We start from the raw sequence: 23,416 nt of genomic DNA on the forward strand, positions 1-23,416 counted from the left end.
AACTCTACGAACAGAGAGGTTTTCGGCCGTTAATCCGCCTGAACATTAAGAGCGATCGGCTGCTTCGGGCTCGAAGCCGTCGTTCCATCACCGTTCGTCTAACAACCGCTTCCAACCGCCGAATGTCCGGGCATCGGGTCACGCCGCTGAAATCGTTGAAACATCTGCATTTCGGGAACGGCGGCTTTCGGGACGTGGTTCAAACTTGACCCTCTGTACCGCCGCAAGACCGTTTCGAGCCCAACCCCGCCGTCCGAGACCGCATCACACTAGTACTTGGTACCAAATAGTTCGTTGATCCTCACAAATAACTGGCTTGTCACGGGGAAGTGGAGCAAGCTTGACCCATGTTGGACAAGCATACTGTTGCGATCGCCGATATCCGTGTTCCTCTCAAACGAAGAAAGACACTGATAGAGATTAAGGTGCAAGAAATCGCGGAAAGCATCATCGAAAATGGACAAACCACTCCGATACAGGTGCGCGTAGATGGTGACGGTTTTGTACTGGTTGAGGGGCTCCACAGGCTTGAAGCTCTTCGCGCGTTGGGGGAGAGCTCAGTCGACGCCTACTTCGTAAAAGCTCGACTGCACTAACATCTAGTGGTGACTTACTTTGGTTATTTCGGCGTCGCTTCGTAAGACCATTTGTAGCCTCGAGCCGCTCCGGCAAATCAGTGATCGCGCAGAAAGAAGTGCGCAGCGGAGCCTCGCGATCAACCTTGTTTGATGTGCATCAATGTTGTTTCGCACGAAGCGTGACAAGACCACAGTCAGAATTTGTAAGGATCGCAAACACAGCGATCATAATATTTGAAAGCCGAATTCAGGAGCATGCTCGATGTGCAAAAACCTCAAATATGTCGCCGCTGTTACCGCAGTCACTGCCCTGCTGCCACTCAAGGCTTTGGCTGTCGATCCTGCAGATAGTTTGGCCAAGCATCTCCAGAACACGGCCGTTCCGGTAACTGTGAACAACTACGTAAGGGCAGAGACCGCGGGGCAATTTGATCGCATTCTCAAAATGACTGGCGGCATCAACAAGCTGATGAGCTTTCGAGGCCCAACTCCGCTAGACAAACAGTCCGTCATCCGAATGAACCGCGATACGCTGTACAGCTTCGCGATTGTCAACATCAGCGAAGGTGCAACGTTGACAATGCCGGAAACCGATGGGCGGTACAATTCGGCGATGATTGTAAACGAGGATGAATACATCAACAAGGTATTCTACGAACCCGGCGCACACCAATTGACTAAAGACGATTTTGATACGGATTACGTGCTTGTTGCTTTCCGAACTCTTGTAGATTCCAGTAACCCCGAGGATATCAGGAAAGCCAACGCGCTTCAGGATCAATTCAAGATCGAGGCAGCATCGTCTGCCACCTACACGCATCCCAATTATGATGAAACAAGCTACAAGGCATTGCGTGAACTGTTGTTGGGGGTCTCGAAATACCTACCGGACTCTAGCGGAGCCTTCGGTAACAAGGAAAATACGAAACAAGTTCCGCATCTTCTTGGGGCCGCTTTCGGTTGGGGTGGGCTTCCTTCGGAAGATGCCTTCTACCTTAATGTGAACCCAAAACTACCAGTAGGCAGCTACCATATTGACGTACCCAATGATGTACCGGTCAAGGCTTTCTGGTCCGTCAGCGTCTATAATAAGGACGGATATTTTCAGCAGAATGACAAAGGCGTCTACAACATCAACAGCCAATCGGGAACAGCCAACGCCGACGGTTCGATGACCGTTAATCTGGGCGGTTGTGATGATGCCTCTCGCATGAACTGCATACCGCTGACCGACGGTTGGAATTACGTGGTGCGCATGTATCGGCCAGATGAGTCAATAATCGACGGAACCTGGACCTTCCCCGCCGTGCAAAAGTCAGAATAGAACAAAGCAGAAATGCACATGACGACCGGATCGGCGACCATAAAAGCAATCGGACACGAGCTTCGCGAGATGCTTCCGCCCGTAGTTTTCTTCGGTGTTGGGTTCAACGCTCTGGTGCAAACACTACAGGTCATGTCAGAAGACAGCGGCACTCAGCCAACAAGTCATCTGACTGCCAGTCTCGGAGCGCTTTTGGTAGCAAAAGCTATCCTTATCGCTGACCTTCTGCCATTCCTGAACCGGTTCAGACATCGCGCTCGGATCTTTGAAGTAATTTGGAAGGGCGGCATTTATTACATTTCAACGGCACTGCTGCATGTTCTTGAACGTCTTGTCAGCGCCGCTCGTGCGGAAGGCACGTTCGCCTCGGGTCTTGATAAGGCTTTACAAGCATTTGACTGGTCACATTTCGCGATTGTGCAGATGTGGCTGGCGATCTTGTTGTTCTCTTTCACTGCTCTGATGTTGATGGTTCGTGACCTTGGCCACGAAAGTCTTTTCGAGGCCTTTTTCTCGGAGGGTCCGCGCAGAAGAAATTGAGTTTTTATCAATCTAGCAGTGATGCGCCTATCCAAGCATGTCAAATGGCGGCATTGGGCTGTTCAGTGCCATTCGCGCAAATGGATCGCACGACAGCTTCGTCCGCATCTGAGGCATAGGAACCTGGTGCAGCGAACGGCCGGTTAGAATTCCTGCTTGTTCGACTGTGCTCAATGACAATTCCGGAGAAGGAACGCGCTGCAATGCCGCGTCGGGTTCAATGCTCTTAGGCGGACAAGCTTTTGCCAGCACCAGGAAGCAACGATGATCCGTGGCGCCAATTTTCGCTGCAATATGAGGGACTTCGCTCCCTCTTGCTTCCACAGTGCTTCCACGGGGACCATCAACGAAAACGCCGCCCCACTGGGGCGGCGTCTAAGCGTTTGATTTAGCGCTGAATTTTGGTTGCGGGAGTAGGATTTGAACCTACGACCTTCAGGTTATGAGCCGAAACCTTCGGATTCTATCGCCCCAATGATTTCAATGACTTACAGCACAAGCCTTTGAAATGGCGCCTCCTTTGACCCGCTCCTAACCTTTTTCGCTGTCTTTCGCCGGAGCAGATCGTTCTCCAGACCGCGTTCACGGGTTGACCAGACGTTGACAAGAAGATGGACACCAAGCTCACAACTATGATCGCGTGCATCATAGATAGCACGTACGCTTCCGAACCAATATCGACACAGAGGGCGGAAAGTGTGAATTCGCTGCTGGTGCGCGTCGACAGTGCTACGAACTCGGAAGCCGACATTCCTGGAGCCATTAAATCGAGTTTCTCTCTCTCAACTGCTGCATGACCGCTCTGAGCGCGATTCAGAAGTTAAATTTGTCATATCATGTCACTTCCCGGCGAACTTGGGCAGCGGCACGTTGCTCAGACTATTTCAAGGCCCGCAACGTGCATAAAATCCAGAACTCTTTGGAACGACAAACAGACGTACTTAAGATTACCATTGGTGAATTAGCCTACCTTTTTAGCGGGTGGAATGACCCAAGAACCGTCGAGGATCGAAGGGTTACCTTCCTTCGGCCAGTACAGACGCATCATCAAAATAAACTTGTCCTTTGGCGCAGGAAGCCAATTAGATTCTTTATCTTTTCCGGGCGACTCATTCTGGATGTAAATGTCGACTGACCCGTCCGGATTTGCCTGAAGGTTCTGCCGAGCGCTGATCGAATATCGGTTCAGCGGATTGTCGACGAAGAAGTACTTTGAATTGTACATCGTGATCGACCAGAAGCCATTCGCCGGGGGCAGTTGGTCTTTCGGAAATGTCAGCACATATTTCTCTGACCCGTCATAGGCGCGGTGGATCAGTCCGCTCGCCGACTTGGTGCTGGTCGGATAAATCGCATCCTGCGGACGGTTCGCGCCAAGACCGATGGCCGTTACGAGCGCACGCTGAATGTAGTTGGTGCCGTAAAGCCCTGTCTTGGTGGTGTAGGCCCAGCCGTTGATGTCCGTAATGTCCCCGCCGCTGTCCTTGAAATGGAGCATGATACGAGCAAAAGCGATCTGCGGAACGCGACTTTGCAGCGCCACATCCAGTTTCCTGGCGTCGAAATCCTGGCCCGGGACAATCCCGATCGCTGCCATCTTCTCGATCATGGGCGCATCCGCCGCAGCCGGTGGGTTGGTCTTCATCAGCTCGCAGAAAAGCGTGAAGTACTCGACCGCTGTCAGCGCATTGACCTGATCGCGCACGGCGGTCTTCATGTCGACCGTAGCATCGACCGTGCCGACCGGTGGCGTGTAATCCGTACCGTAGGCACTTAGCGGCAACAGCGAGACGGCATCCTGAATCTTGTGAACCTCGGCATAGTCTTCCTTTGTCCCGGTGCAGTAGATTCGCCCGAGCAGCCAGACCATGCCAGTGGGCGACTTGTACTCCGTCACGCCTTCGGGCAGCGTCCCTGACCAACCTGGGCCAGTCACCGCAAAGGTCTGTGCCTTGGTTCCGGATGTACGCTTCCCAGGCACATCGAAAACATCCGTCCATCCGCTCAGCATCGGAAACAGCGCATAGCGGTCGTTCATGTCCGGCACGCTGACAACATAGGGTTCTTTTGTGACGTCGAAAAACGCGTATGTGTAGAGCGTGTCGGCATTGGGCGCGGTGACGTCCGTGAAAGAAGCATCCGGATATGCGCGCAGACGCCCAATTTGACCCATTGGGGCCTTCGTTCCCTTTGCCTCGGCGACATTTGTCATGACCCGGCGCGTGTATTCCATGGTGACCAGCGGATATGCGAATGTATACGCCTCCAGAGCGATCCAGAAGTCGACCCGGTCGAGCAGTTCGTCGCTGATCTTGGATTCTGTGGCCCGTGCCTGACCGCCCAGAAGTGCCGTCGCTGTGAGCCCGAAAGCTCCGGCCGACAATGCGCGTCGCGTGATTTTCATGTTGATGTCCTTTTCAAAGTCCCTGCCGCTCAAATCGTCGCGACTGTCAAATTGGCGAGGACGCGGACATCCCGGGTTTCACCGGTACGGATCATGCAGGTACCAAAGCGCGCCCGCGTTCCAGACAATAAGGGATGATTAAAACAGAATTTGTGGCTACGCTTCGGTTTGGGCGACAAAAGGATCAGACCAGTTGGAAATTGAAATGACGCAGAGGGCCGGGGTTCTTTGCGAACTGCCACAGGTTCTGTGTGACTTGGGAGTGGACGTTGCCACCGTGTTCCGTGGCAGCGGGGTCGATCCAAGCGAGATTAACCCGAATACCCGCGTCCCGTTCAATAGGTTGCTGAATTTGTTGCACGGGGCCGAGCAGGCAACCAATTGCCCTCACTTGGGGCTGCTGATTGGGCTCCGCTTCACCTTCGACATTCACGGACCCATTGGGCAGCTTATGTTGAGCGCAGCAACCGTTCGCGACGCCTTCAGCGATTTCGTGATATGGCAGCCAGGGTATTCAAGCGGTGCCATCGTTTATTTGAACCGGTACGGGGATGAGTATGCCATCGGCTATGGCAGTATTGCCGCTTCCTCCCCCGGCAGTAAGGTGCTTTACGATGCAATTATCGGGGTTGGCGTTCAAATGCTTCGAAAGATGACGAATGGAGCCGTAAAACCAGTGGAAATTCATTTCTCTCACCTTCCACCCGAACGTCCGTCAGACTACGCGAGGCTGCTCAAGGTTCCTGTCCGGTACAACCAGCATCGCACCTGTCTGATCCTGGACGAGGCGGGAATGCGAACGCCGCTTCCAAGCGCGGATTCAGCGGCACGGCGCGATATCCTCGCCGGGATCAGGAAGGTTGCATTTCAGACACCACCGGATGTTTCGACGAGGACAAGACAAGCAATCAGGCGAGTGATGCTTATCGCCAAACCGACATTGTCTGCAGTGGCCTTTCAAATGGGAACCCATCCGCGCACTTTGGAACGAAGACTGTCGAAAGAAGGGCAGACTTTCGGAATTATGCGCGATGCAGTGCGTTTTTCGGCGGCCAAAGAACTTCTCGAATTGACGGACATCCCTGTAAGCGACATCGCTTCACATCTCTGGTACGCGTCTCCGGGAGTGTTCTCCAGCGCATTTCGGCGCCTGAGCGGGACCACACCTTCGGCATGGCGTGCTGCAACCCCAGGGATCAAGCCGTCTGTTTGACCCGGCCGAAACATCCCCGGCAACCATTCTTCAAAGTACCGACCTAGAAGTCAATGTGTGTCGCCGCCAGGTCAAAGGCGATAGCCCGGACCACCGCCGAAACGCTGTGCTGAACACGCCAGGGGAAGCAAAGGCAAGAAAGTCACTGATTTCAGCGACCGGAACTTTTGTGAGCTCGAGCATTTCCCGTGCGACCGCGTATCGGACGGTATCGCGGAGCGCTTCGAAGGTGTTTCCCTCATCAGCCAGACGGCGTCGCAGCGTCCGGGGATGAATTGCCAGCTTGCTCGCTACTGTCGTCATCGTTGGCCCATCGTAATGCAACGAGTGTCTTATCGCGTGGCTAACTTTTTCCGATAAGCTGGGCTTGCGGTCCCAGATCCGATGTTCGATGACACCAATCAATTTTTCTCGTGCTTCGGCATTGGCGTGAGGTGGAATGATACGCATCGCCGATTTATCCACGATGATGCACGTTCTATTCTGGTTGAAAAAGACCGGTAATTTCAAAAGTCTTCTGTAGGTCGTGGGGTCGGTATCCTGGCTGTGCGCGAAATGTGCCTCTATGGGTTTGACCGTGCCATTCGAAAGTTCATGCACCATGCGCAATGCAATGCAGACGATGACATCATAGAGAACCCTGGTGCCCGGTGCGGACACCTCATATGTCCCGTACCCGACCGCGTACTCGTCGCCGAGGTTGTTCAGGTAGACAATCGCACCGCTGGAATACCCCAGTTGCCACGTCACGCAATCGACGAGAGCTTGTTTGAGGGTCGGCGCGGTGTGCATGAGCTCGCCGATGAGACCGTGGTGTTTGACGACCTCGAAACGCGCCCCGAACAAAAGCCCCAAGTGAGGACAGCCGGACATCCTTGCCGCCCGGTCCAGCAGTTTCAGCAGATCCGGAAACGGCATTCGCAGATCCGGCGTGATCGCGTCGGGATCAATCCCGCTCCCTTCGAAAATCGCTTCGACGTCCGCGCCGAGATCGCGCAGGACGCCCGGAAGTTCGGAAAGAGGACCCACGCGTTGCGTCGTTACCTGCTGAGAAACCGCGTGCATTTTGTCCTCTAAAGTGAAGCGCGTGGAATATGCTTAGAGTACCCTTCGACAACAGGCCATACAGAATTGACGCCCTGGGGAGGTCGCGCCAAGAACTTTGGGAGCCTTCGGAAGCTGCGCGACGGCGCTGGTATCCGGAATGTCGTGCCTGACGTGGCATCGGTATCTCGATTGTCTGCGAGCCTTTGCCGTTTTGCTGCCCGGCGATCTTATATGGCCGTCTTGCCAGCATTGTTTTACGGCCCTTTTGACGGAGAAATTGAACAAGATGACCAAGATAGGAATATTTGCCGGGGCGTTTGCAAGTGTTGCAATTGTCCATGGAGCGGCTGTTTTTGCTGAAAGCGGCCTGACAGCAGATGAAATCAGCGAAATTGCCAAGGACGCGACCACTTACGCGTTGCCCATGCTGATGAATTACGGAATCATGTATGAATACGCGGTCGACGTGGGCGGCAAACAATACAAAGCGCCATTCAACAGCCTTTACAGCGAGGCGAACGTCTTTACGTATAAAGATAGAGCAGTTGTAACGCCCAATAGCGATACGCCTTATTCTTTTGTGTGGATGGACCTGCGGGCTGAGCCGATGGTGCTGTGCGTGCCTGAGGTCGAAAAATCCCGGTATTATTCGGTACAGCTCATCTCGCAATACACTTACAATTTCGGCTATATTGGCAGCCGTTCGACCGGAAACGAGGCAGGCTGTTATGCGGTTGCCGGTCCGGAGTGGAGTGGCGACACGCCCAAAGGCATCGAAAAGGTCTTTCAGTCCGGGACTCAGTTTGCTCTGGGTCTTTTCAGGACCCAGTTGTTCGCAGCTTCTGATATCGACAAAGTTCGGGCTATCCAGGCGAAATACAGCGCCCAACCGCTGTCGAAGTTCCTGGGAACAGACGCACCGACCGCACCGACCGCCATCGACTGGCCCAAGATCGACAAGGATCTCGCCAAGCACGATCCATTTGGATATCTGTCTTTCCTACTTCAATTCGCACCGGCTGTCGGGATTTTCGAGGATGAGAAACCGCTGCGCGCCAAATTCGCCAGTGTTGGCATCGAACCGGCGGCACCGTTCCCGTCCAAACCGCTTACGGACGAGGAAATCGCGGGTATGAAAGCCGCGGCAGCGGAGGTGCAAAAAGAAGTCGCCTCGCTGGGCAAACTGGTGAATGGCTGGCAGATTTCCGAAGGCTTGTTTGGCGACCGTAAGATGATGGGCGACAATTATACCCTGCGGGCCGCAGCCGCAGTGGCCGGTATTTACGGGAATGATTCAGTCGAGGCGCTCTACCCGCTGGCAAAGCAGGACGCGGATGGAAAACCGCTTGACGGCAGCACAGGCAAATACACGCTGACCTTTCCGGCGGGTGAACTTCCTCCCGTGAACGCGTTTTGGTCAGTCACGATGTATGACGGCAAGACCCAACTGCTGATCGAGAACCCGATTGGCAGGTATCTGATCAACTCGCCCATGTTGCCTGATCTGAAGACAGGACAGGACGGTTCGCTGACCCTGTACATTCAGCACGACGAGCCTTCCGACCCTGACCAGAAAGCAAACTGGCTGCCGGCGCCCGATGGCCCGATTTACATGGTGATGCGCCTCTACTGGCCCAAGAAAGAAGCGTTGAGCGGCACTTGGTCGCCGCCCGCAGTGACAAAAGTGCAATAAGGCATCCTATGCTTTCCGGTCTCCCATAGTCTGATTTGTTGTGATCGACCTGTGCTCCGCCGGGGACCTTAACGAAAGAATGTCTGGCGAGACCGGAAAACCATGGAAATGATCCGCCCGTTTCATGAGGTCGACGATTGGCGTGTCACGATTGAAATCTGGACCAATGACATCAAGGAAACAACGTGAGAAATTCAACTTTCGCAGCCATGCTGGTTGCTGCGATTCCGACGGTCGGCCATGCCGAAAAGTGGGAAAAAGTCATCACGCTCTACGGGTGGGTACCCGGAATGGACACTTCGATTGCCACCGAATTTGGCGATATTGAATCCAACCCATCCGGCAGCGATGTGCTGTCTGACCTCGAAATGGTTTTCATGGGGACCTTCGAAGCCCACCGGGGACGTTGGGGTATCATCAAGGATATCATCTACGTCGACCTTTCCGACACACAAGACACGCCTTTCGGAAGGCTCTTCTCTGAAGGAACGACCGATATCACCGCTTGGGTGATGAGCGGATATCTGAGCTACCAATTGGCTGAAAGCAGTACTGCAAGATACGAAGTTTTAGGGGGCTTTCGCTACTTCGACCTCGACACCTCGGTTTCTCTCAGCGAAGGCACCCGTCCTTCTCAAAGCCGGTCATTGAACGACAACTGGTTCGATCCCGTCATCGGCGTGCGAGCGCATTGGAAGCTATCGGAAAAATGGTCCGCCAGCGGTTTCGCCGACTATGGAGGATTCTCTGATTCCAGCACCACCTGGCAAGTTGTGGGAACGCTGGACTACGACATAACCGAAGGCTTGTCTGCCCGCTTTGGCTACCGGCACATGGACATCAGAAAGACGATCAAGGGGTCAGACGTCGCCATTGGGTTATCTGGTCCGATTTTTGGCCTGACCTATCGGTTCTGACCTCTGGTCGGGCCAAGTGGGGGGATTATTCTTGAAAATTGGAACAGGTTTCCGGCCAGAGAGGATGGTTACCGAACGTCGGGCTTCGACCAATCCTAACGACGCGATTTTGATCATTGCGCAGGTTGCTGTCTGTTGTGGAGCATAGCTTGAGGATTGCCTGTCTCTTCTATTATTTGATCGCCGGACTTCTTCTTTCTCTTGCTGCGTTAAATCCGACCCCTACGCTGGCGCAGGGAAGCCCCGATAGCTACCTAACGCAACTGCGAAACCCGTACCTGACTCGGGAAGACCTTCAGGTGCTCGTCAAGCCTCTGTCAGAGGCGGAGCTTGGCCAGGTAGCTGAAATCTGGCGGGGCTACCTGCAGTCCAATCTTGAACAAATGGCCCAAACGGGTCTTGCTTCTAACCAGGGGGCAAACTCGACGCAAGAACAGCGCGGCGCCCTGCTGGACGCACAAAGATCGCTTGAACTGAAGTACCGCGATGCTCTCGCCGAATGGCGGGAAAAGGGTGCCGATGCAGCAGCGTTGAGACCGCATGAACTCTATCTGAAATCGGCATTGAAAAGCACGCTTCGGTCGTTTAACCCTCTGGAGCTCATTCGTAGTCTGGAGCGTTGGTTGTTTTCGCCGGATGGCGGAATTCAGGTTCTTTACAGTTTGATCGGCTTCTGCGTGGCTGCTTGGGCGCTTTTCCTTTGGGCCGGTTTTTCGACGCGATTGGCAGAGCGTGCGCTTGCGAAAATCTCCACCGTGTCGCGCATCCTCAAGAAGTTTCTTCTGAAGATGGTCTACTGGGTGACTTTCGTGTTGGGAGGCTTAATCCTACTCAGCTTCCTCGGAGTGAACATCACACCGTTCTTCGCAATATTCGGAGGTGTCTCGTTCATTCTCGGTTTTGCCTTGCAGCAAACGATCGGGAATCTGGCCAGCGGTTTGATGATGATGATTCTGAAACCCTTTGATACTGGAGATACGGTTCGCGTGGCGGGAGTCTCTGGTCAGGTTGACGAAATGTCGGTTGTCTCCGCTCAAATCAGAACATTCGACAACCAGATTGTTACCATTCCCAACAGCATTATTTGGGGCGACGTCATTACCAATGTGAGCGCCTCAGAAACGCGCCGGGTCGATCTTTTGTTTTCCATCTCCTATTCCGACAGCGCTGCGCAAGCGATCCAGGTTCTAGAAGACCTTGTGAGCAAAAACGAAAAGTGTCTCCAAGTCCCCGCTCCACAAATATTCGTGGGTGAGTTGGGGGAGAGCTCAGTCAACATCTATTGTCGACCATGGGTCAAACGCGAGGACTACTGGGAGGTCTTTTGGGGTCTAACCGGGGCCGCAAAGGAGTGTTTCGATGCAGAAGGTATCTCCATCCCATTTCCGCAGCGGGACATCCATATTAAATCCGAACAGGCTAAACGCTCCTGAAAAACTTACGTAATCGAGTTTTAAAGTCTCATTCCGTCCATGCAGCGAAGTTGTATCGCATTCGCTAGTTGGATCAATTCGGACGAAAGTGAATAGCGCTCTTCAGCGGTCATGAAACCGCTCTGTGGCGTGCGGCGGCTTCTTCCGGATTGTGTTGAAAAACTCGACCCGCCGAAAATCACATCCAAAATGTGGAACAATATTCTTCCGGAACGCTTACCAGAATACGATGCTTGTGAAGGACGGATTGCGAGGGAGAAAGTTCTCGTGGTTTGGTTATTCTTAGCAGGACATCGACTTTTTCAATACAATCTCGGCATACTTCCAGCTCGTCGGGCACGCAATTTCGCGCCTGCAGCGAATGGCAGGTTCGACGGGCCGCACTGTAGCGACAGAGCACCGAGGTGGGCGGCGCTATGGGCCGTTCGAGCCTTCACCGGCCCTTCGGCGTCACATCCTTCACCTCTTTCTGCAACAGCAGCGCCACCTGTTCAGCGGTGAACTTGTACCCCTGCCCATCGGGGATGCGCTCCGCAGAGATCGGGTACTTCGGCCTGCGGGGATCGATTCCCGTGATCCTGAAGGTGTCGCGGCCGGTGCTGAACTGTCGGCCAAAGTCGGCCGGCGACAGCCCGAAGGCTGCAGCGAGGGCTTCAAATCGCAACCTTTCGGGATCGAGCGCGCTCCCATCTGGGAGCGGAATGGATACGCGGAACCCTAGATCGAAACCCCAGCGCAGATCGACGCCCGAGATCTCTTTGGCTTCGACCACCAAGCCGTTGCGCGCGGCCACATCCTGGCAGGCTTGCAGCATCTCGTCCTGAAGCCGCTGGCAGAGGCCGGGTGTCAGGTTTCGGGGTGGCTTGGAGTTCGGCACGGCGCTGGGTTCCGGAAGGCAGGGGCAGACTGGTTATGCCGAAAGTGGTAATGCATCTGCCAGGTGTCATCAAACCCACCAGATGAATTCACACCGGATCTGTCGCTGCGTCCTGCAGTCGATACCGGAATTACTGCGCTCAATCTTGATCTGAGATCATCGATCCCGTTTCACGATCATAGGACGCGCTCGGCGCCGTCTTCCAGCCCCTTGATCCGATTGACCGGAACGCCTCTCCCCGCCCCAGTTCCACCTTCCGCCTGTATTCCGGTCCCTGCCTTGTGATCCGACTTGATCGTGGCGCGGGTCTACGCCTGTGTCGGGTAACAAGGAGGTGAGTTGCATGGTCAAGAGGCTGAAACTGAATGAGAAAACCCTGCGCGAGGCCGAGCCGAGGCCGGGCGCAAGCTATCAGATCTTCGACACCGAGGTGATCGGCTTTGCCGCCCGGGTCCAGGCCTCAGGCGCGCGGACCTTCACCATCGACTATCGCCATGCCGGACGGCAGCGGCGGATGACAATCGGCCGCTGGCCCGAATGGAGCGTGACGGCCGCCCGCGAACGCGCCAAGGAGTTGCGTCGTGCCATCGACGAGGGGCAGGATCCACTGGCATCGCGGGAGGAAATCCGCGGCGCCCCGCGCGTCACGGACATGATCGATCGCTACATCGCCGAACATCTGCCGAAGCTGTCCAAGACCAACGCGGGCGATCAGATCTCGATGCTGAAGAAGATGGTCGAACCTGCCTGGGGCACCAAGCTCGTGACGGAGATTACCAAGTCCGAGGTCGCGCGGTTCCTCGATATCGTGGCAGAGGGCCGTCCCCGCCCCTGCAAGCAGAAACCCAACAACCGGGCGCGCAAGCTGCAGGGCCACAAACCCACCCCGATCCGCGCCAACCGCATGGGCGAAGTGCTGCGCAAGATGTTTACGCTGGCGATGGAATGGGAGTGGCGGCTGGATAATCCGGCACAAGGTTTTCATCGGCGTATCGAGCATGCTCGTGAACGCTTCCTCTCCCCCGAGGAACTGATCCGTCTGGCAACCGTGCTCGACAACGCCGAGGATCAGCGCGCAGCCGCGATCATCCGCATCTGCATGCTGACCGGCGCCCGGGTCGGTGAGGTCCGGACAGCGCGGTTCGAACAGTTCAACCTCGACTATGCGATCTGGTCGAAACCGGCCTCGACGACGAAACAGCGCAAGATCCATCGCGTGCCGGTCTCGCAGGAAGTGGTGGCCATCGTGCGCCAGCGCCAGCTTGTCGTGCCGCGTGGCAATCCCTGGCTCTTCCCCGGCGACACTGTCGGCCAGCCGGTGCGGGAAATCCGTCGGTTCTGGGCGAGGGTCCAGAAAGATGCCGGGCTGGCCGACGTCCGCATCCACGACCTGCGCCATACCTTCGCTTCGCTGCTGGTCAGCGGTGGGTCTTCCCTGGAAATGATCGGCAAGCTGCTGGGTCACAGCCAGATGCAAACCACCCAGCGCTATGCGCATCTGATGGATTCCCCATTGCGCGCTGGTGTTGACACGGTGGCCAGCCTCCTGCGCCCGCGGCCGCGCCTCATACATGACGCCGCGCTGGGCGAGGCCGATCTCCCGAAATCGGCCTGACTATCACGCTGGCTCCTCGCCCCGCAACCGGTACCAGAGCGAGGTCAGGCGCTTGCGAATGGTGCTTTCATCCGGCACCTCGCCGGACTTCGAGTTCTGCACGAACCAGTCCTGCACCAGAACGACCAGAGCGGTCTTTGTATCGGGAATCCCCTTCTCGTAGAGAAACCAGGTCAGCCAGGCATACATCGCATCCCATTCATAGCGCGGGCTGGCTCCGGTGCTCACGGCCGGGCGGCGTAAAAGGTCCCGTTCTTCTTCGAAGTGCTGCAACGACCCTGCGGCCAAAAGCAGGTCCGACGACCGGATCGGTAATCCCTCAGACGGATCTGTTATCTGCATCCAAATCGAGCTTCCCGGTGGCAAAATCCGCCTCAGGCGTGCCTGATCCTCGCTCGGTCCATACCGGCGAAACATCGGCATCAGTTCCGCCATCGGCACTGCAACCAGCCCGGCGATTGTCTCCTCGCCGCAGCTGACCGGAGGGATGCCCGCCAGAACCTGCAAATGTCCCGCCGCGGCCCAGCCTGCAACATCGGCCGGATGGCACCCCCAGCGAACAGCGATCTCGTAAATGGAATAGAAGGCAATGGGCGGCAGGGGCATGCGGAAACTCCATTTGGGCATGCGGCATCCCGCGGCCCGAGCCGCCGGCATGCAGGTTACAAAAACCCGCTGTGCCAGGCACGCGGGCGGATTTGGGGTGCGGAGCTGGTGTTCGAGAATATCCGGCGCCAAACCAGAGCTGCCCCAAGGGGAGTGCAAGCTGCTGGCATGGTTCGTGTTTTTGATTCTGTTCGACTGCTCGCCGGGACGCTACGCAACTTCAGGATGCGTCTCAAGACTGCAGGTGGTGACATGCCGCGCGGTCAACTCCAACCCAGCGCTACGCCGCCGAATGTCGGCGGAACACGACCGGAATAACCCTTTCCGGCAATTCCGGTCCCTGTAAATCCCGCCAATCCGTCTGAATACCGGCCAATCGGCCCAACTTTGATGAGGCGGCGCCATTCGCGTGGTCGTCGCTACCTTGAAACGGCTCAAGCCTGCGCTTCAAAATGGTCGTGACCTCTCCCGTTCGCACTGCCCCACACCACGAAACCCCAATGAAACATGGGGCGGAATTGGGGGGCGGACTTCAATTCCACCTTCCGCCTGTCTTCCGCCCCCAAGGCTCTGCTTCGCTGACCCCGCGCCCCGAGTATCGGGGCGGATGTTGAACGGAGCAGATCATGAACGACCCCCTTCCGGATACCCCAGAGGATATCCCCGACCTTCTGGCCGACTGGATCAGTCGCGAGCAGCTGGCCCGCGCGCTCAGCCTCACCACGGATACGCTTTCCCGGTGGGAGGCACGTCGCAAGGGGCCGCCCTGCACCCGCATAGGCAGAAAGGTATTCTATCGCCGGGCCGCCGTGCAGGACTGGATCCGGGCACAGGAACAGGCGCATCCGGTCCGCAAATCACGGGGGCGGGCATGACAGCCCAGCCCCACAGCTCCGCCTGGCCGGCCGAGCGCCTTGCCGAGGCCCGCGCCGTCCTTGCCGATGTCGCCCATCATTCCGATCCCCTGATCCGGATCGCCTGTGACGTGCTGATCCGGCATGGCGAGACAGCGGACGAGCGTGCGGCCGCACAGCGTCTCCGCGTAGTTATCGACGCCCGGCGACCCGTTCAGCGCGCCCAGCGCGAAGATGGCGGGAGGGTGCGCTCATGAAGCGCCGTGGCACACCCGAAGCTGATCTGCAGCGGGCCGTGGTACAGGCGCTACGCTTCGTCCTGCCCCGATCTGCAATCATCCATCACTGCGCCAGCGAGGTGACCGAGGCCGGTCCCCGTGGCGCCAGGCGGCAGGCGATCCTGGTCGGCATGGGCGTTCATGCCGGCTTTGCGGACCTGATGGTGCTCTGCGAGGGTCGCGTGCTGTTCCTGGAACTGAAGTCGGTCAAGGGCAGGCTCAGCCTGACACAGGTGGCGTTTCGGGATGCGGTGCTAGCACAGGGTTTTGGCTGGGCGCTGGTCCGCAGTCTGGATGACGCGCTGGGCGCGCTGGCTGATCAAGGATTCACCACCCGCATCGCAGTACCTGTAGGAAGGACCGCGCCATGAGCCACGAGGCGACGAACTGGGCAATCCGGCAGCGCGGGTTGAAACCCACCACCAAGATCGTGCTCTGGCATCTCTGCGACCGGTTCAACCCGGACTACGGATGTTTTCCATCGCAGGCCCGGCTGGCACAGGATTGCGAGATCAGTCGCTCCACGCTGAACGATCATCTCGATCGGCTCGAGGCCGCAGGGCTGTTGCGTCGCGTGCCGCGGATCGATCCGGCAACAAAGCGCCAGTTGCCCACCCGCTACATCTTGGGGTTTGAGCCGGGCTTCACGCCGTCGGATGGGACCCCGCGTCCGAAAACCGGACACGGCGGAGAGTCTTTTTTCGATACCCCTGATGAGAGGGATTGCCTGCCCTTCGATGAGGTCATCGCCAGCCTGCCGTGCCCGGATTTCGGACATGGGATTGAGGTAAAAGCCGTGTCCGGTTTTCCGACAAAGCCGTGTCCGGAAAATCGCGAAAGCCGTGTCCGAATTCCGGACACTAACCTTGTAAGAGAACCACTAAGTAAACCAGTAAAGGAGGAGGAGGGCGCGCAAGCGCGCGCGGAAATCTCTGATCGGTTTTTTTGGGAGCTGCTCCAGGCGCTGGGCCTCGACCCTGCCGCCCTGCCCGGCTGGTGGCAGGGCTGGCCGCCCCGGCAACACGTTCAGCGCTGGCGCGACGCGTTGGGCCTCACCGAGGCCGAGATCGTCGCCACTGCCCAGGCCACCCGCCAGGACCACCCCGAACCACCAGATGGGCCGAAGGCGCTCGACCGCGCCATGCAGCGCGCCGCCCAGCGCAAGGCGGACAACGCCAGCAGGAAACGCAGACGAGGAAAACCTGGAATGTCGAAACCAGCGGCAACGCCCAGCGCCGACGTGCCGGCCTTCTATGCCGCCTGGGTGAACTCCGACAGCCATCTGCCAACCTGCGTCATCAGCAACACCATGCGCAACGCGATACTGGCCCGCGGGCTCGTGACCGCGGACCGGATGCGGGAACGCGGGGTTCTGTGAATGACCAAACTCGAGGGACCAAAACCATGAGTTACCAGGGACGGATCAACCGCACGGGCGGCACGAGGGTGAAACGGGCGCTGGGCGTGCAGGCGGCGCTGGAATGGGCCTTTCGGGTCGAGAAGGCGCAGCTCGAGCTGCCAGTGCTACAGGACGCAAACGAAGGGGGATTTGGCTTCGGCCTCGAATATGTCCTGCTGCACCGCGCGGCGCTAGGCTGCAAGATCGACGGCGGTCGACACAAGATCGGCACCTACATCCACGAGGATGCCGAGGTAATCGCCGCAACAGTGGCCGGGATGCCGGACAAGCTCGGTGGCAAGCGCATGGCGATCCGCGTGGCAGAGTTGGCGCGGGCTGGACTCACCCCCGACTGGATGCCCGGTGCTGTCCCGCGCTGCGTCCCGGTGGAGGTGAAGCGCAATCAGCATGGGGAGCGGGCAACAACGGTCGTCGTCGGGACCGAGCGCGTTCTGTCCCGCGGCAAGTGGCGCACGGTGGATGTGCTGGCTTGCCCGGTCACATACGTTCCGCATCCGCAGCAGATCGAGGCGGCGCGGCGTGCCTACGCGGACTGGTGGCAGGCGCTGGGCTGGATCCGGGATGGGCTGATCGACGGGGGTATGCTTCGCACGGTCGAGGTGACAGAGGCGATGCCGAAGGTAAGGCCGTGGAACCACAGGTGACGAGTGGAAATACCAGCACGCAGCTGTTCTTCGCGCCCGGCACCAGCGCCAGCGGGACTGACTCTTCGGACCTTTGTCCGAGTTTTCCAGATCGCCGAGATGGTCCCTCAGAAAAGCCGCAACCTCCAAACAGCGGACATCGTTGAACCAGGATGCGGTTTATGCCCTAAACAGCCCGGGGTCGGTGCGCTGCATTCTGATTCTTAACTCTTCATGCGTGCAGGCGCTCACTATGGCGAGCGTCATACTCGGCCTCGCCCCGAGGCGCGGAATTCAGACGGTGAGAGGCCGAACCGGCCCTTGAACGCACGGCGAAAACTGTTCGGCTCGATATAGCCGAGATGCCGGGAGATCGCTTCGATCGTCAGATCGGTTCCTGCCAGGAGCGCGCTGGCGCGGTCTTCAACGAACCTCGCCTTGACCTCCCGAAACGTCGTGCCTTCGTCTTTCAGGAGGCGCTGCAGGGTCCGAGTGCCCATGGCTAGCCGATTTGCGATCACGTCCTCGGAGAGGTCTCGCGACACAAGCTGGGCAAATAGCATTTCGCGAACGACATCTTCAAACGTGCGCGGGGGGGAGACGCCCATCAGCACCGGCAACTCTCGGAAGACCAGCGCGTTTTTCGCTTTGAGCGGCGTCGGGTTTGGCGCAGAGAGGCTGCGCACACCGACCGCGACGGCAGGCATCGCGCGCCCCATTTGCACCGGAGTGCCGATCGCATTCTCGAGGAACGCCCGACGGTCGGCCTCCCGCCCGGGAATCTCGATCCACGACGGCCGCCACCCGCCGCCAAGAAAGTGCCGGACGACATGTATGATTATGAACAGCGCCGCATCTTCGAGGTGCCTTCGGCCGATAACCGCGTGAAGTCCGGTCTGACGACCGATGAGCAGGTGCTCTCCGGCCTTCTGCAGGACGAGCGCCGAACCGGGGCTGATCAGCGGAAAGGCTCGCCGTCCTCGCCTTAGACCGTCGCCAAGGTTGCGTGCCCCCAGGACGTACCGGGCATAGGCCGTGTAGGCGGCATAGTCGAATTGGCCGCTAAGACGTGCCCCAAGGTGATCATCTCCCATCGCCCGTGCCACGTGCTCGAGGACCACGGCTTCCAGCCGATACGGAAGATATCCGGTTCTCTGTTCGATAGCCCTTCTGTCTAGGTCAGCTGCCGCAAGCGCGCGGTTCACCACGGCAGGCGACGCGGCCCGGTCGAGGATCGACACCATCTGCGAGAACTCGACGACGTTCACCATCGGAATGTTCATGGCGCATTCTGTCGTAAAATGATTGCCCGGGACAAGTCGGAACTATGATAGTTTCGGATCCGCGAACAGGACATTCAGAATCCTACACAAGGGAAGCCGATCGATGAAGCAATCCACCTATGCAGGTGCCTGGATCTTTCTGCTCTGGCCGGTCGCACTGACGGCTCAGACCTACGTCGGCGACGTGGCTATCCAGGAAGACGACGTCGAACTTGGGGCGCGCCACTATTCGCCCTATCTCGACCAGTCCTACCCCAATCGGGTATTCTTTGGCGATACGCACCTGCATACGTCCTATTCGACCGATGCCGGCATGATCGGGAACGTGCTGGGGCCTGACGATGCCTTTCGCTTCGCGCGCGGCGAGAAGGTGCGCGCTTCAATGGGTACATGGGCACAACTCGTCCGGCCACTCGACTTCCTAGTGGTCGCAGATCATGCCGAGAACCTCGGCCTCGCGCCGATGATCGCGGAGTCGAACACTGGTCTGCTGGCGAACGACTGGGGACGCAAGCTGCATGACATGGTCAAGGGCGGCGATCCGATCGCGGCCTATGTCGAATGGGGGGCCGCGCTCAACGAAGCGGCCGACATGATCCAGGACGACAACCTGCAGCGCACGATGTGGAACCGGATCGTCGACAGCGCCGAGCGGTTCAACGAACCCGGCGTCTTCACCGCGTTGCACGGGTTTGAGTGGTCTTCGGGACCGGACGCGAACAACCTCCACCGGGTGGTGATGTTCCGCGACGATGCCGATAAGGTCGAGGACCTCGTCCCCTTCTCCACCTATGACAGCACGGATCCCGAGGATCTCTGGGACTGGCTCGAGGCCTACGAGGAGAACACGGGCGGACAGGTCATGGCCTTCGCCCACAACGGCAACCTGTCGAACGGCCTGATGTTCGATGACGTGCGGATGAACGGTGAACCGCTCGATATTGCGTATGCCGAGCGGCGGGCGCGATGGGAGCCGGTCTACGAAGTCACACAGATGAAAGGCGACGGCGAGACCCACCCGATGCTTAGCCCCAACGACGAGTTCTCCGACTACTACACCTGGGACCGCGGCAACTTCGGCACCGAGCTGAAGACGCCGGAGATGCTGCCCCGGGAATACGCCCGTCAGGCTCTGGCGCGCGGCTTGAAATACGAGGAAGAGATCGGTGCCAACCCGTTCAAGTTCGGCATGATCGGGGCGACCGACAGCCACACCTCTCTCGCCACGACGCGCGAGGACAATTTCTTCGGCAAGGCGAGTATCGTGGAGCCGGGCACCGGCGCGGCCCGCTACGAGGACTTCATCGTCCAGCCAGTTATCCTTGGCGAAGCAATTGCGGTCAGGCACTATGAGGCGCTGGCCTCCGGTCTCGCTGCCGTCTGGGCGCGAGAGAACACGCGCGAGGCGATCTGGGATGCCTTCAAGCGGAAGGAGGTCTATGCCACCACCGGTTCGCGTATGACCGTGCGTGTTTTTGCCGGATGGGACTTCCAGGAACACGAAGTGCATCGCCCCGACTTCGCGGCGACGGGCTATGCCCGCGGCGTGCCGATGGGGGCGGACCTTTTCGCGGGGCCTGTGGGGGCCGCGCCCACCTTTATGGTTCGCGCCCTGCGCGATCCGGACGGCGCCAACCTCGACCGCGTCCAGATCGTGAAGGGCTGGCTCGGCGATGCCGGAGAGCCGCAGACAAAGGTCTTCGACGTTGCGTGGTCCGGCGACCGCGAACCGGACGCCGAGGGTAAACTTCCTCCGGTGGGAAGCACGGTCGACGGCGCCGACTTCACCAACACGATCGGCGCGGCGGCACTCGGCGGCTACTGGGTCGACCCGGAATTCGACCCGTCACAACGCGCCTACTACTACGTCCGCGTGCTCGAAATCCCGACGCCATCGTGGCTCGCCCACGACGAGGCGTTCTACGGCCCGCTCAACCTTCTCGAGGACGCCGTGATGGTCCAGCAGGACCGAGCCTACACTTCACCCGTCTGGTACGCGCCGGGGTAGGACTTCATCACCGGTGCTGAGGTCCGCTCAGGGCGCGTTCCAGCTGTTGGCTGCAAAATGCACGAAAGTCTGCTGTGCAACAAACGCCGCCCCCCCTCCTCTGGTTCCTCCCCGGCTCCAAACCTATGCGGGGGGGCTCAGCGCAGAGGTTTGCTAGCGACTGGATTCCTCACCGGGGAATCCACCTGGAAGCCACCCTGCAGGTGCCGGCCGGAAATTCGACTCCAAATCAAAGGCTTACAAAATCATGAACTGGCAGGGTGGATTCCCGGCCGGAATCCAGGGAATCCACCTTCGGGGAATCCTCCCCGGCCGGAAGCCACCCTTCTTGGAAGGCTTTGAATCCACGTCACTTTTCAGATTGACAAAGCTGCCCCCCTTGACCTACCCATCGATCATCGAAGAATAGCGCCCGGAGGAAACCCCTCTCGGGCGCTTTCGTTTTTCCCACATCCGAGACCTGCCCCATGGACCTCGTCTTCGCGCCGAGCCAGATCGAAACCTGGCCGATCGATCGACTGCGCCCCTATGCCCGCAATGCCAAGATGCACAGCGAGGACCAGGTGGCGAAGATCGCCGCCAGCATGGCCAGGTTCGGCTGGACGGTGCCCTGCATGGTGGCCGAGGATGGCGAACTGATCGCCGGCCACGGTCGGGTGCTGGCCGCCACGGCGCTGGGGCTGACCGAGGTGCCCGTGATCCGGCTCGGCCACCTCGATGATGCCGAGCGCCGGGCCTACCGGATCGCCGACAACAAGCTGACGGAACTCGGCGATTGGGACGAGGTCCTGTTGCGCGACGAAATCGCGGGACTGCTGGCCGAGGATTTCGACCTCGATGTTCTCGGCATCTGTGACGAAGAACTGGATGCCCTGCTGCGCGACCCCGAGGCGCTGGGCGGCGATGGCCCGGTCGAGGGTGAGAACGATGTACCCGATTTGCCGGTCACTCCGGTGTCGGCGCTGGGCGATCTCTGGCAGCTCGGACCGCATCGTCTGATCTGTGGCGACAGCACGAGCGCCGATGTGGTCGGGCGACTGCTGGGCGATGTACGACCGCTTCTGATGGTCACCGACCCACCCTATGGTGTGGAATATGACCCGTCCTGGCGCAATCAAGCCGGCGCGGCAAAGACCAAGCGAACGGGAAAGGTGCTGAACGACGACCGAGCCGACTGGCGCGAGGCATGGGCGCTGTTTCCCGGCGATGTCGCCTATGTCTGGCACGGAGCGTTGCATGCCACGACGGTGGCCGAGAGCCTGCAAGCCGCGGGTTTTGCCATCCGGTCACAGATCATCTGGGCAAAGGATCGTCTGGTACTGAGCCGTGGAGATTATCACTGGCAGCACGAACCCTGTTGGTATGCAGTGCGTGCCAAGGGCAAGGGCCACTGGGCTGGCGATCGCAAACAGACCACCCTCTGGCAGATCGCCAACCGGGATCAGGACGCCGATACGGTGCACGGCACCCAGAAGCCGGTGGAATGCATGCGGCGGCCGATCCTGAACAACTCGAGCCCCGGCCAGGCGGTCTATGAGCCGTTCATGGGATCTGGCACCACGCTGATCGCGGCCGAGACCACCGGTCGAGTCTGCTTCGGCGTGGAACTGAACCCGGCCTATGTCGATGTTGCCATCGAACGCTGGCAATTGTTCACCGGGGAAGAGGCAGTGCTGGCGGAAACCGACGAGAGTTTTTCAGCCCTCAAGAACAGCAGAGCCCGCTCTCCGGTAAGCTGACTTTCCGCCATTCCGGGGGATCGAGTTTCGGAGCCGCCAAAACGATACCGATAAGTCAGTTTGTGGATGGTATGGCCACGAGGTCAATCCGGTACACGGTCCCCCGGCCCTCGACCTTCTCAGCGGTGATGGGCAGGCCCAGTTTCTTCTTGAGCGCGCCCGAGATCATCCCCCGCACCGTGTGTGCCCGCCAAGAAGTCACCTCGACAATCTCCGCTACCGTCGCGCCCTCAGCCCTCTGCAACAACGCAATAACCTGAGCTTGCTTCGTGCCGGTGCGCCCAGAGGTCGGCGGAACCTCGAACGTCGCGCCCTGCTCCACCTTCGCCTTCCGCGCCCGGGCGACCGCACCCGCCGCCACCGGATCGATCCCGATGGCTGCGAGCCCGGCCTCGGTGGCAATGAGCGTCGTACCTTGCCCATCGCCAGTTTCGCGCCACAGGGGCTCGCCCCGGCGCAGGTTGGCGTCGACCTCCTCGAGCCAACCACGGGACATCATCTTTCCGACGACCGACTTGGCGGCGGCGCCATGCAGCCTGTCGGGCAGCGGAAGGGCCAGGTTCCCCGGCCGGGCTGCGGCACGGGACAGAATGATGGATTGGGTATCGGTGGGATTTGACATTGGGACCTCCGGGGTTCCGGCACGCGGCCTCGCGCACCTTCTACGGAGGCAAGCCCCGCCAGATGGCGGGGTGGGTTTCGCGCGGCCGCAGGCGCCTCAGGCGGCGTGTTCGCCCTCGCCAAAAAGGAAGTCGGTGATCTTGCGCAGATCGGCGGCGACAGAGTTGATCGATCCGACGGCACCCCAGTTGATGGCGTCCGGATCGAACTCGAAGTGGTCGGCGCTGAGGGCTGTCAGCCGCTCCAGCATGGTATCGATCTCAGCCTTGGCGGCAATGAAGGCGCTCAGGGCCTCGTCGTTGTTCCGGGTCTTGCGGCGGGGGATCATGGCAGGGTCATCCTT

The 23,416-nt window shown here is 58.7% G+C and carries 23 protein-coding genes; 16 read left to right on the top strand and 7 right to left on the bottom strand.

Going from position 1 to position 23,416, the window contains the following annotated elements:
- The 4 genes from G0P99_RS24465 to G0P99_RS06550 all read left to right on the top strand — a co-directional run.
- The coding region (locus tag G0P99_RS24465; RefSeq protein ID WP_203583006.1) for a hypothetical protein at positions 1-209 on the top strand (209 nt) is incomplete at its 5' end.
- Between the two features lie 138 nt (positions 210-347).
- Positions 348-596 carry a ParB N-terminal domain-containing protein gene (locus G0P99_RS06540; RefSeq protein WP_164128594.1) on the top strand — a complete coding sequence of 83 codons (249 nt, stop codon included), beginning with the start codon at positions 348-350 and terminating at the stop codon, positions 594-596.
- A gap of 244 nt (positions 597-840) precedes the next feature.
- Complete coding sequence (locus tag G0P99_RS06545; protein ID WP_164128595.1) at positions 841-1,902, top strand: DUF1214 domain-containing protein; 1,062 nt, start codon at positions 841-843, stop codon at positions 1,900-1,902.
- Positions 1,903-1,920: 18 nt separating this feature from the next.
- On the top strand, positions 1,921-2,442 hold the full coding sequence (locus G0P99_RS06550; RefSeq protein WP_164128596.1) for a hypothetical protein: 522 nt from the start codon (positions 1,921-1,923) through the stop codon (positions 2,440-2,442).
- 961 nt (positions 2,443-3,403) lie between these two features.
- Here the strand turns inward: G0P99_RS06550 and G0P99_RS06555 are convergent.
- A complete protein-coding gene (locus G0P99_RS06555; protein WP_164128597.1) occupies positions 3,404-4,846 on the bottom strand; it encodes a DUF1254 domain-containing protein in 1,443 nt (480 codons plus the stop codon).
- A 193-nt stretch (positions 4,847-5,039) separates the two neighbouring features.
- Here G0P99_RS06555 and G0P99_RS06560 point away from each other — a divergent pair, with 193 nt between their 5' ends.
- The gene (locus tag G0P99_RS06560) at positions 5,040-6,059 is read left to right on the top strand and encodes an AraC family transcriptional regulator (RefSeq protein ID WP_164128598.1); all 1,020 of its coding nucleotides are present in this window, start codon (positions 5,040-5,042) and stop codon (positions 6,057-6,059) included.
- A gap of 30 nt (positions 6,060-6,089) precedes the next feature.
- Here G0P99_RS06560 and G0P99_RS06565 read toward each other — a convergent pair whose 3' ends face one another.
- Positions 6,090-7,124 (bottom strand): AraC family transcriptional regulator, encoded by a 1,035-nt coding sequence (locus G0P99_RS06565; RefSeq protein ID WP_164128599.1) that lies wholly within the window; start codon positions 7,122-7,124, stop codon positions 6,090-6,092.
- A gap of 268 nt (positions 7,125-7,392) precedes the next feature.
- Here G0P99_RS06565 and G0P99_RS06570 point away from each other — a divergent pair, with 268 nt between their 5' ends.
- From G0P99_RS06570 to G0P99_RS06580, 3 genes are all read left to right on the top strand, one after another.
- A complete protein-coding gene (locus G0P99_RS06570) occupies positions 7,393-8,799 on the top strand; it encodes a DUF1254 domain-containing protein (RefSeq protein WP_164128600.1) in 1,407 nt (468 codons plus the stop codon).
- Positions 8,800-8,984: 185 nt separating this feature from the next.
- A complete protein-coding gene (locus G0P99_RS06575; protein WP_164128601.1) occupies positions 8,985-9,716 on the top strand; it encodes an outer membrane protein in 732 nt (243 codons plus the stop codon).
- Between the two features lie 149 nt (positions 9,717-9,865).
- Positions 9,866-11,149, top strand: a complete 1,284-nt coding sequence (locus G0P99_RS06580) for a mechanosensitive ion channel family protein (RefSeq protein WP_203583007.1) — start codon at positions 9,866-9,868, stop codon at positions 11,147-11,149.
- 433 nt (positions 11,150-11,582) lie between these two features.
- On the opposite strand, the gene G0P99_RS06585 is transcribed toward G0P99_RS06580, so the two are convergent.
- Positions 11,583-12,026 (bottom strand): hypothetical protein, encoded by a 444-nt coding sequence (locus G0P99_RS06585; RefSeq protein ID WP_164128602.1) that lies wholly within the window; start codon positions 12,024-12,026, stop codon positions 11,583-11,585.
- Between the two features lie 343 nt (positions 12,027-12,369).
- Between G0P99_RS06585 and G0P99_RS06590 the strand changes: the two genes are divergently transcribed.
- Positions 12,370-13,641 carry a site-specific integrase gene (locus G0P99_RS06590; protein WP_164128603.1) on the top strand — a complete coding sequence of 424 codons (1,272 nt, stop codon included), beginning with the start codon at positions 12,370-12,372 and terminating at the stop codon, positions 13,639-13,641.
- A 3-nt stretch (positions 13,642-13,644) separates the two neighbouring features.
- On the opposite strand, the gene G0P99_RS06595 is transcribed toward G0P99_RS06590, so the two are convergent.
- A complete protein-coding gene (locus G0P99_RS06595) occupies positions 13,645-14,247 on the bottom strand; it encodes a hypothetical protein (RefSeq protein WP_164128604.1) in 603 nt (200 codons plus the stop codon).
- Between the two features lie 626 nt (positions 14,248-14,873).
- On the opposite strand from G0P99_RS06595, the gene G0P99_RS06600 reads away from it, so the two are divergent.
- Genes G0P99_RS06600 through G0P99_RS06620 form a run of 5 tightly spaced genes read left to right on the top strand, consistent with a single transcriptional unit; the run spans position 14,874 to position 17,443 of the window.
- Complete coding sequence (locus G0P99_RS06600) at positions 14,874-15,122, top strand: AlpA family transcriptional regulator (protein WP_164128605.1); 249 nt, start codon at positions 14,874-14,876, stop codon at positions 15,120-15,122.
- On the top strand, positions 15,119-15,358 hold the full coding sequence (locus G0P99_RS06605; protein ID WP_164128606.1) for a hypothetical protein: 240 nt from the start codon (positions 15,119-15,121) through the stop codon (positions 15,356-15,358). Before G0P99_RS06600 ends, G0P99_RS06605 begins: the two co-directional genes overlap by 4 nt.
- Entirely contained in the window at positions 15,355-15,750 is a 396-nt protein-coding gene (locus G0P99_RS06610; protein WP_164128607.1) for a VRR-NUC domain-containing protein, read from the top strand. Before G0P99_RS06605 ends, G0P99_RS06610 begins: the two co-directional genes overlap by 4 nt.
- Positions 15,747-16,757: a helix-turn-helix domain-containing protein gene (locus G0P99_RS06615; protein WP_164128608.1), complete on the top strand. Its 1,011-nt coding sequence runs from the start codon at positions 15,747-15,749 to the stop codon at positions 16,755-16,757. The genes G0P99_RS06610 and G0P99_RS06615 overlap by 4 nt, the downstream gene beginning before the upstream one ends.
- A 26-nt stretch (positions 16,758-16,783) precedes the next feature.
- A complete protein-coding gene (locus tag G0P99_RS06620; protein ID WP_164128609.1) occupies positions 16,784-17,443 on the top strand; it encodes a hypothetical protein in 660 nt (219 codons plus the stop codon).
- 242 nt (positions 17,444-17,685) lie between these two features.
- On the opposite strand, the gene G0P99_RS06625 is transcribed toward G0P99_RS06620, so the two are convergent.
- The gene (locus tag G0P99_RS06625) at positions 17,686-18,705 is read right to left on the bottom strand and encodes an AraC family transcriptional regulator (RefSeq protein WP_164128610.1); all 1,020 of its coding nucleotides are present in this window, start codon (positions 18,703-18,705) and stop codon (positions 17,686-17,688) included.
- Positions 18,706-18,808: 103 nt separating this feature from the next.
- Here G0P99_RS06625 and G0P99_RS06630 point away from each other — a divergent pair, with 103 nt between their 5' ends.
- Positions 18,809-20,713 carry a DUF3604 domain-containing protein gene (locus tag G0P99_RS06630; protein ID WP_164128611.1) on the top strand — a complete coding sequence of 635 codons (1,905 nt, stop codon included), beginning with the start codon at positions 18,809-18,811 and terminating at the stop codon, positions 20,711-20,713.
- A gap of 467 nt (positions 20,714-21,180) precedes the next feature.
- Entirely contained in the window at positions 21,181-22,452 is a 1,272-nt protein-coding gene (locus G0P99_RS06635) for a site-specific DNA-methyltransferase (protein ID WP_164128612.1), read from the top strand.
- Positions 22,453-22,507: 55 nt separating this feature from the next.
- Here the strand turns inward: G0P99_RS06635 and G0P99_RS06640 are convergent, their stop codons facing one another.
- Positions 22,508-23,074: a DUF3489 domain-containing protein gene (locus G0P99_RS06640; protein WP_164128613.1), complete on the bottom strand. Its 567-nt coding sequence runs from the start codon at positions 23,072-23,074 to the stop codon at positions 22,508-22,510.
- 96 nt (positions 23,075-23,170) lie between these two features.
- The gene (locus tag G0P99_RS06645; protein WP_164128614.1) at positions 23,171-23,401 is read right to left on the bottom strand and encodes a hypothetical protein; all 231 of its coding nucleotides are present in this window, start codon (positions 23,399-23,401) and stop codon (positions 23,171-23,173) included.
- Between the last annotated feature and the right edge of the window lie 15 nt (positions 23,402-23,416).

Origin of the sequence: Ruegeria sp. PrR005 (assembly GCF_010500245.1) — a bacterium.
GTDB classification, from domain to species: Bacteria; Pseudomonadota; Alphaproteobacteria; order Rhodobacterales; family Rhodobacteraceae; genus Ruegeria_B; species Ruegeria_B marisflavi.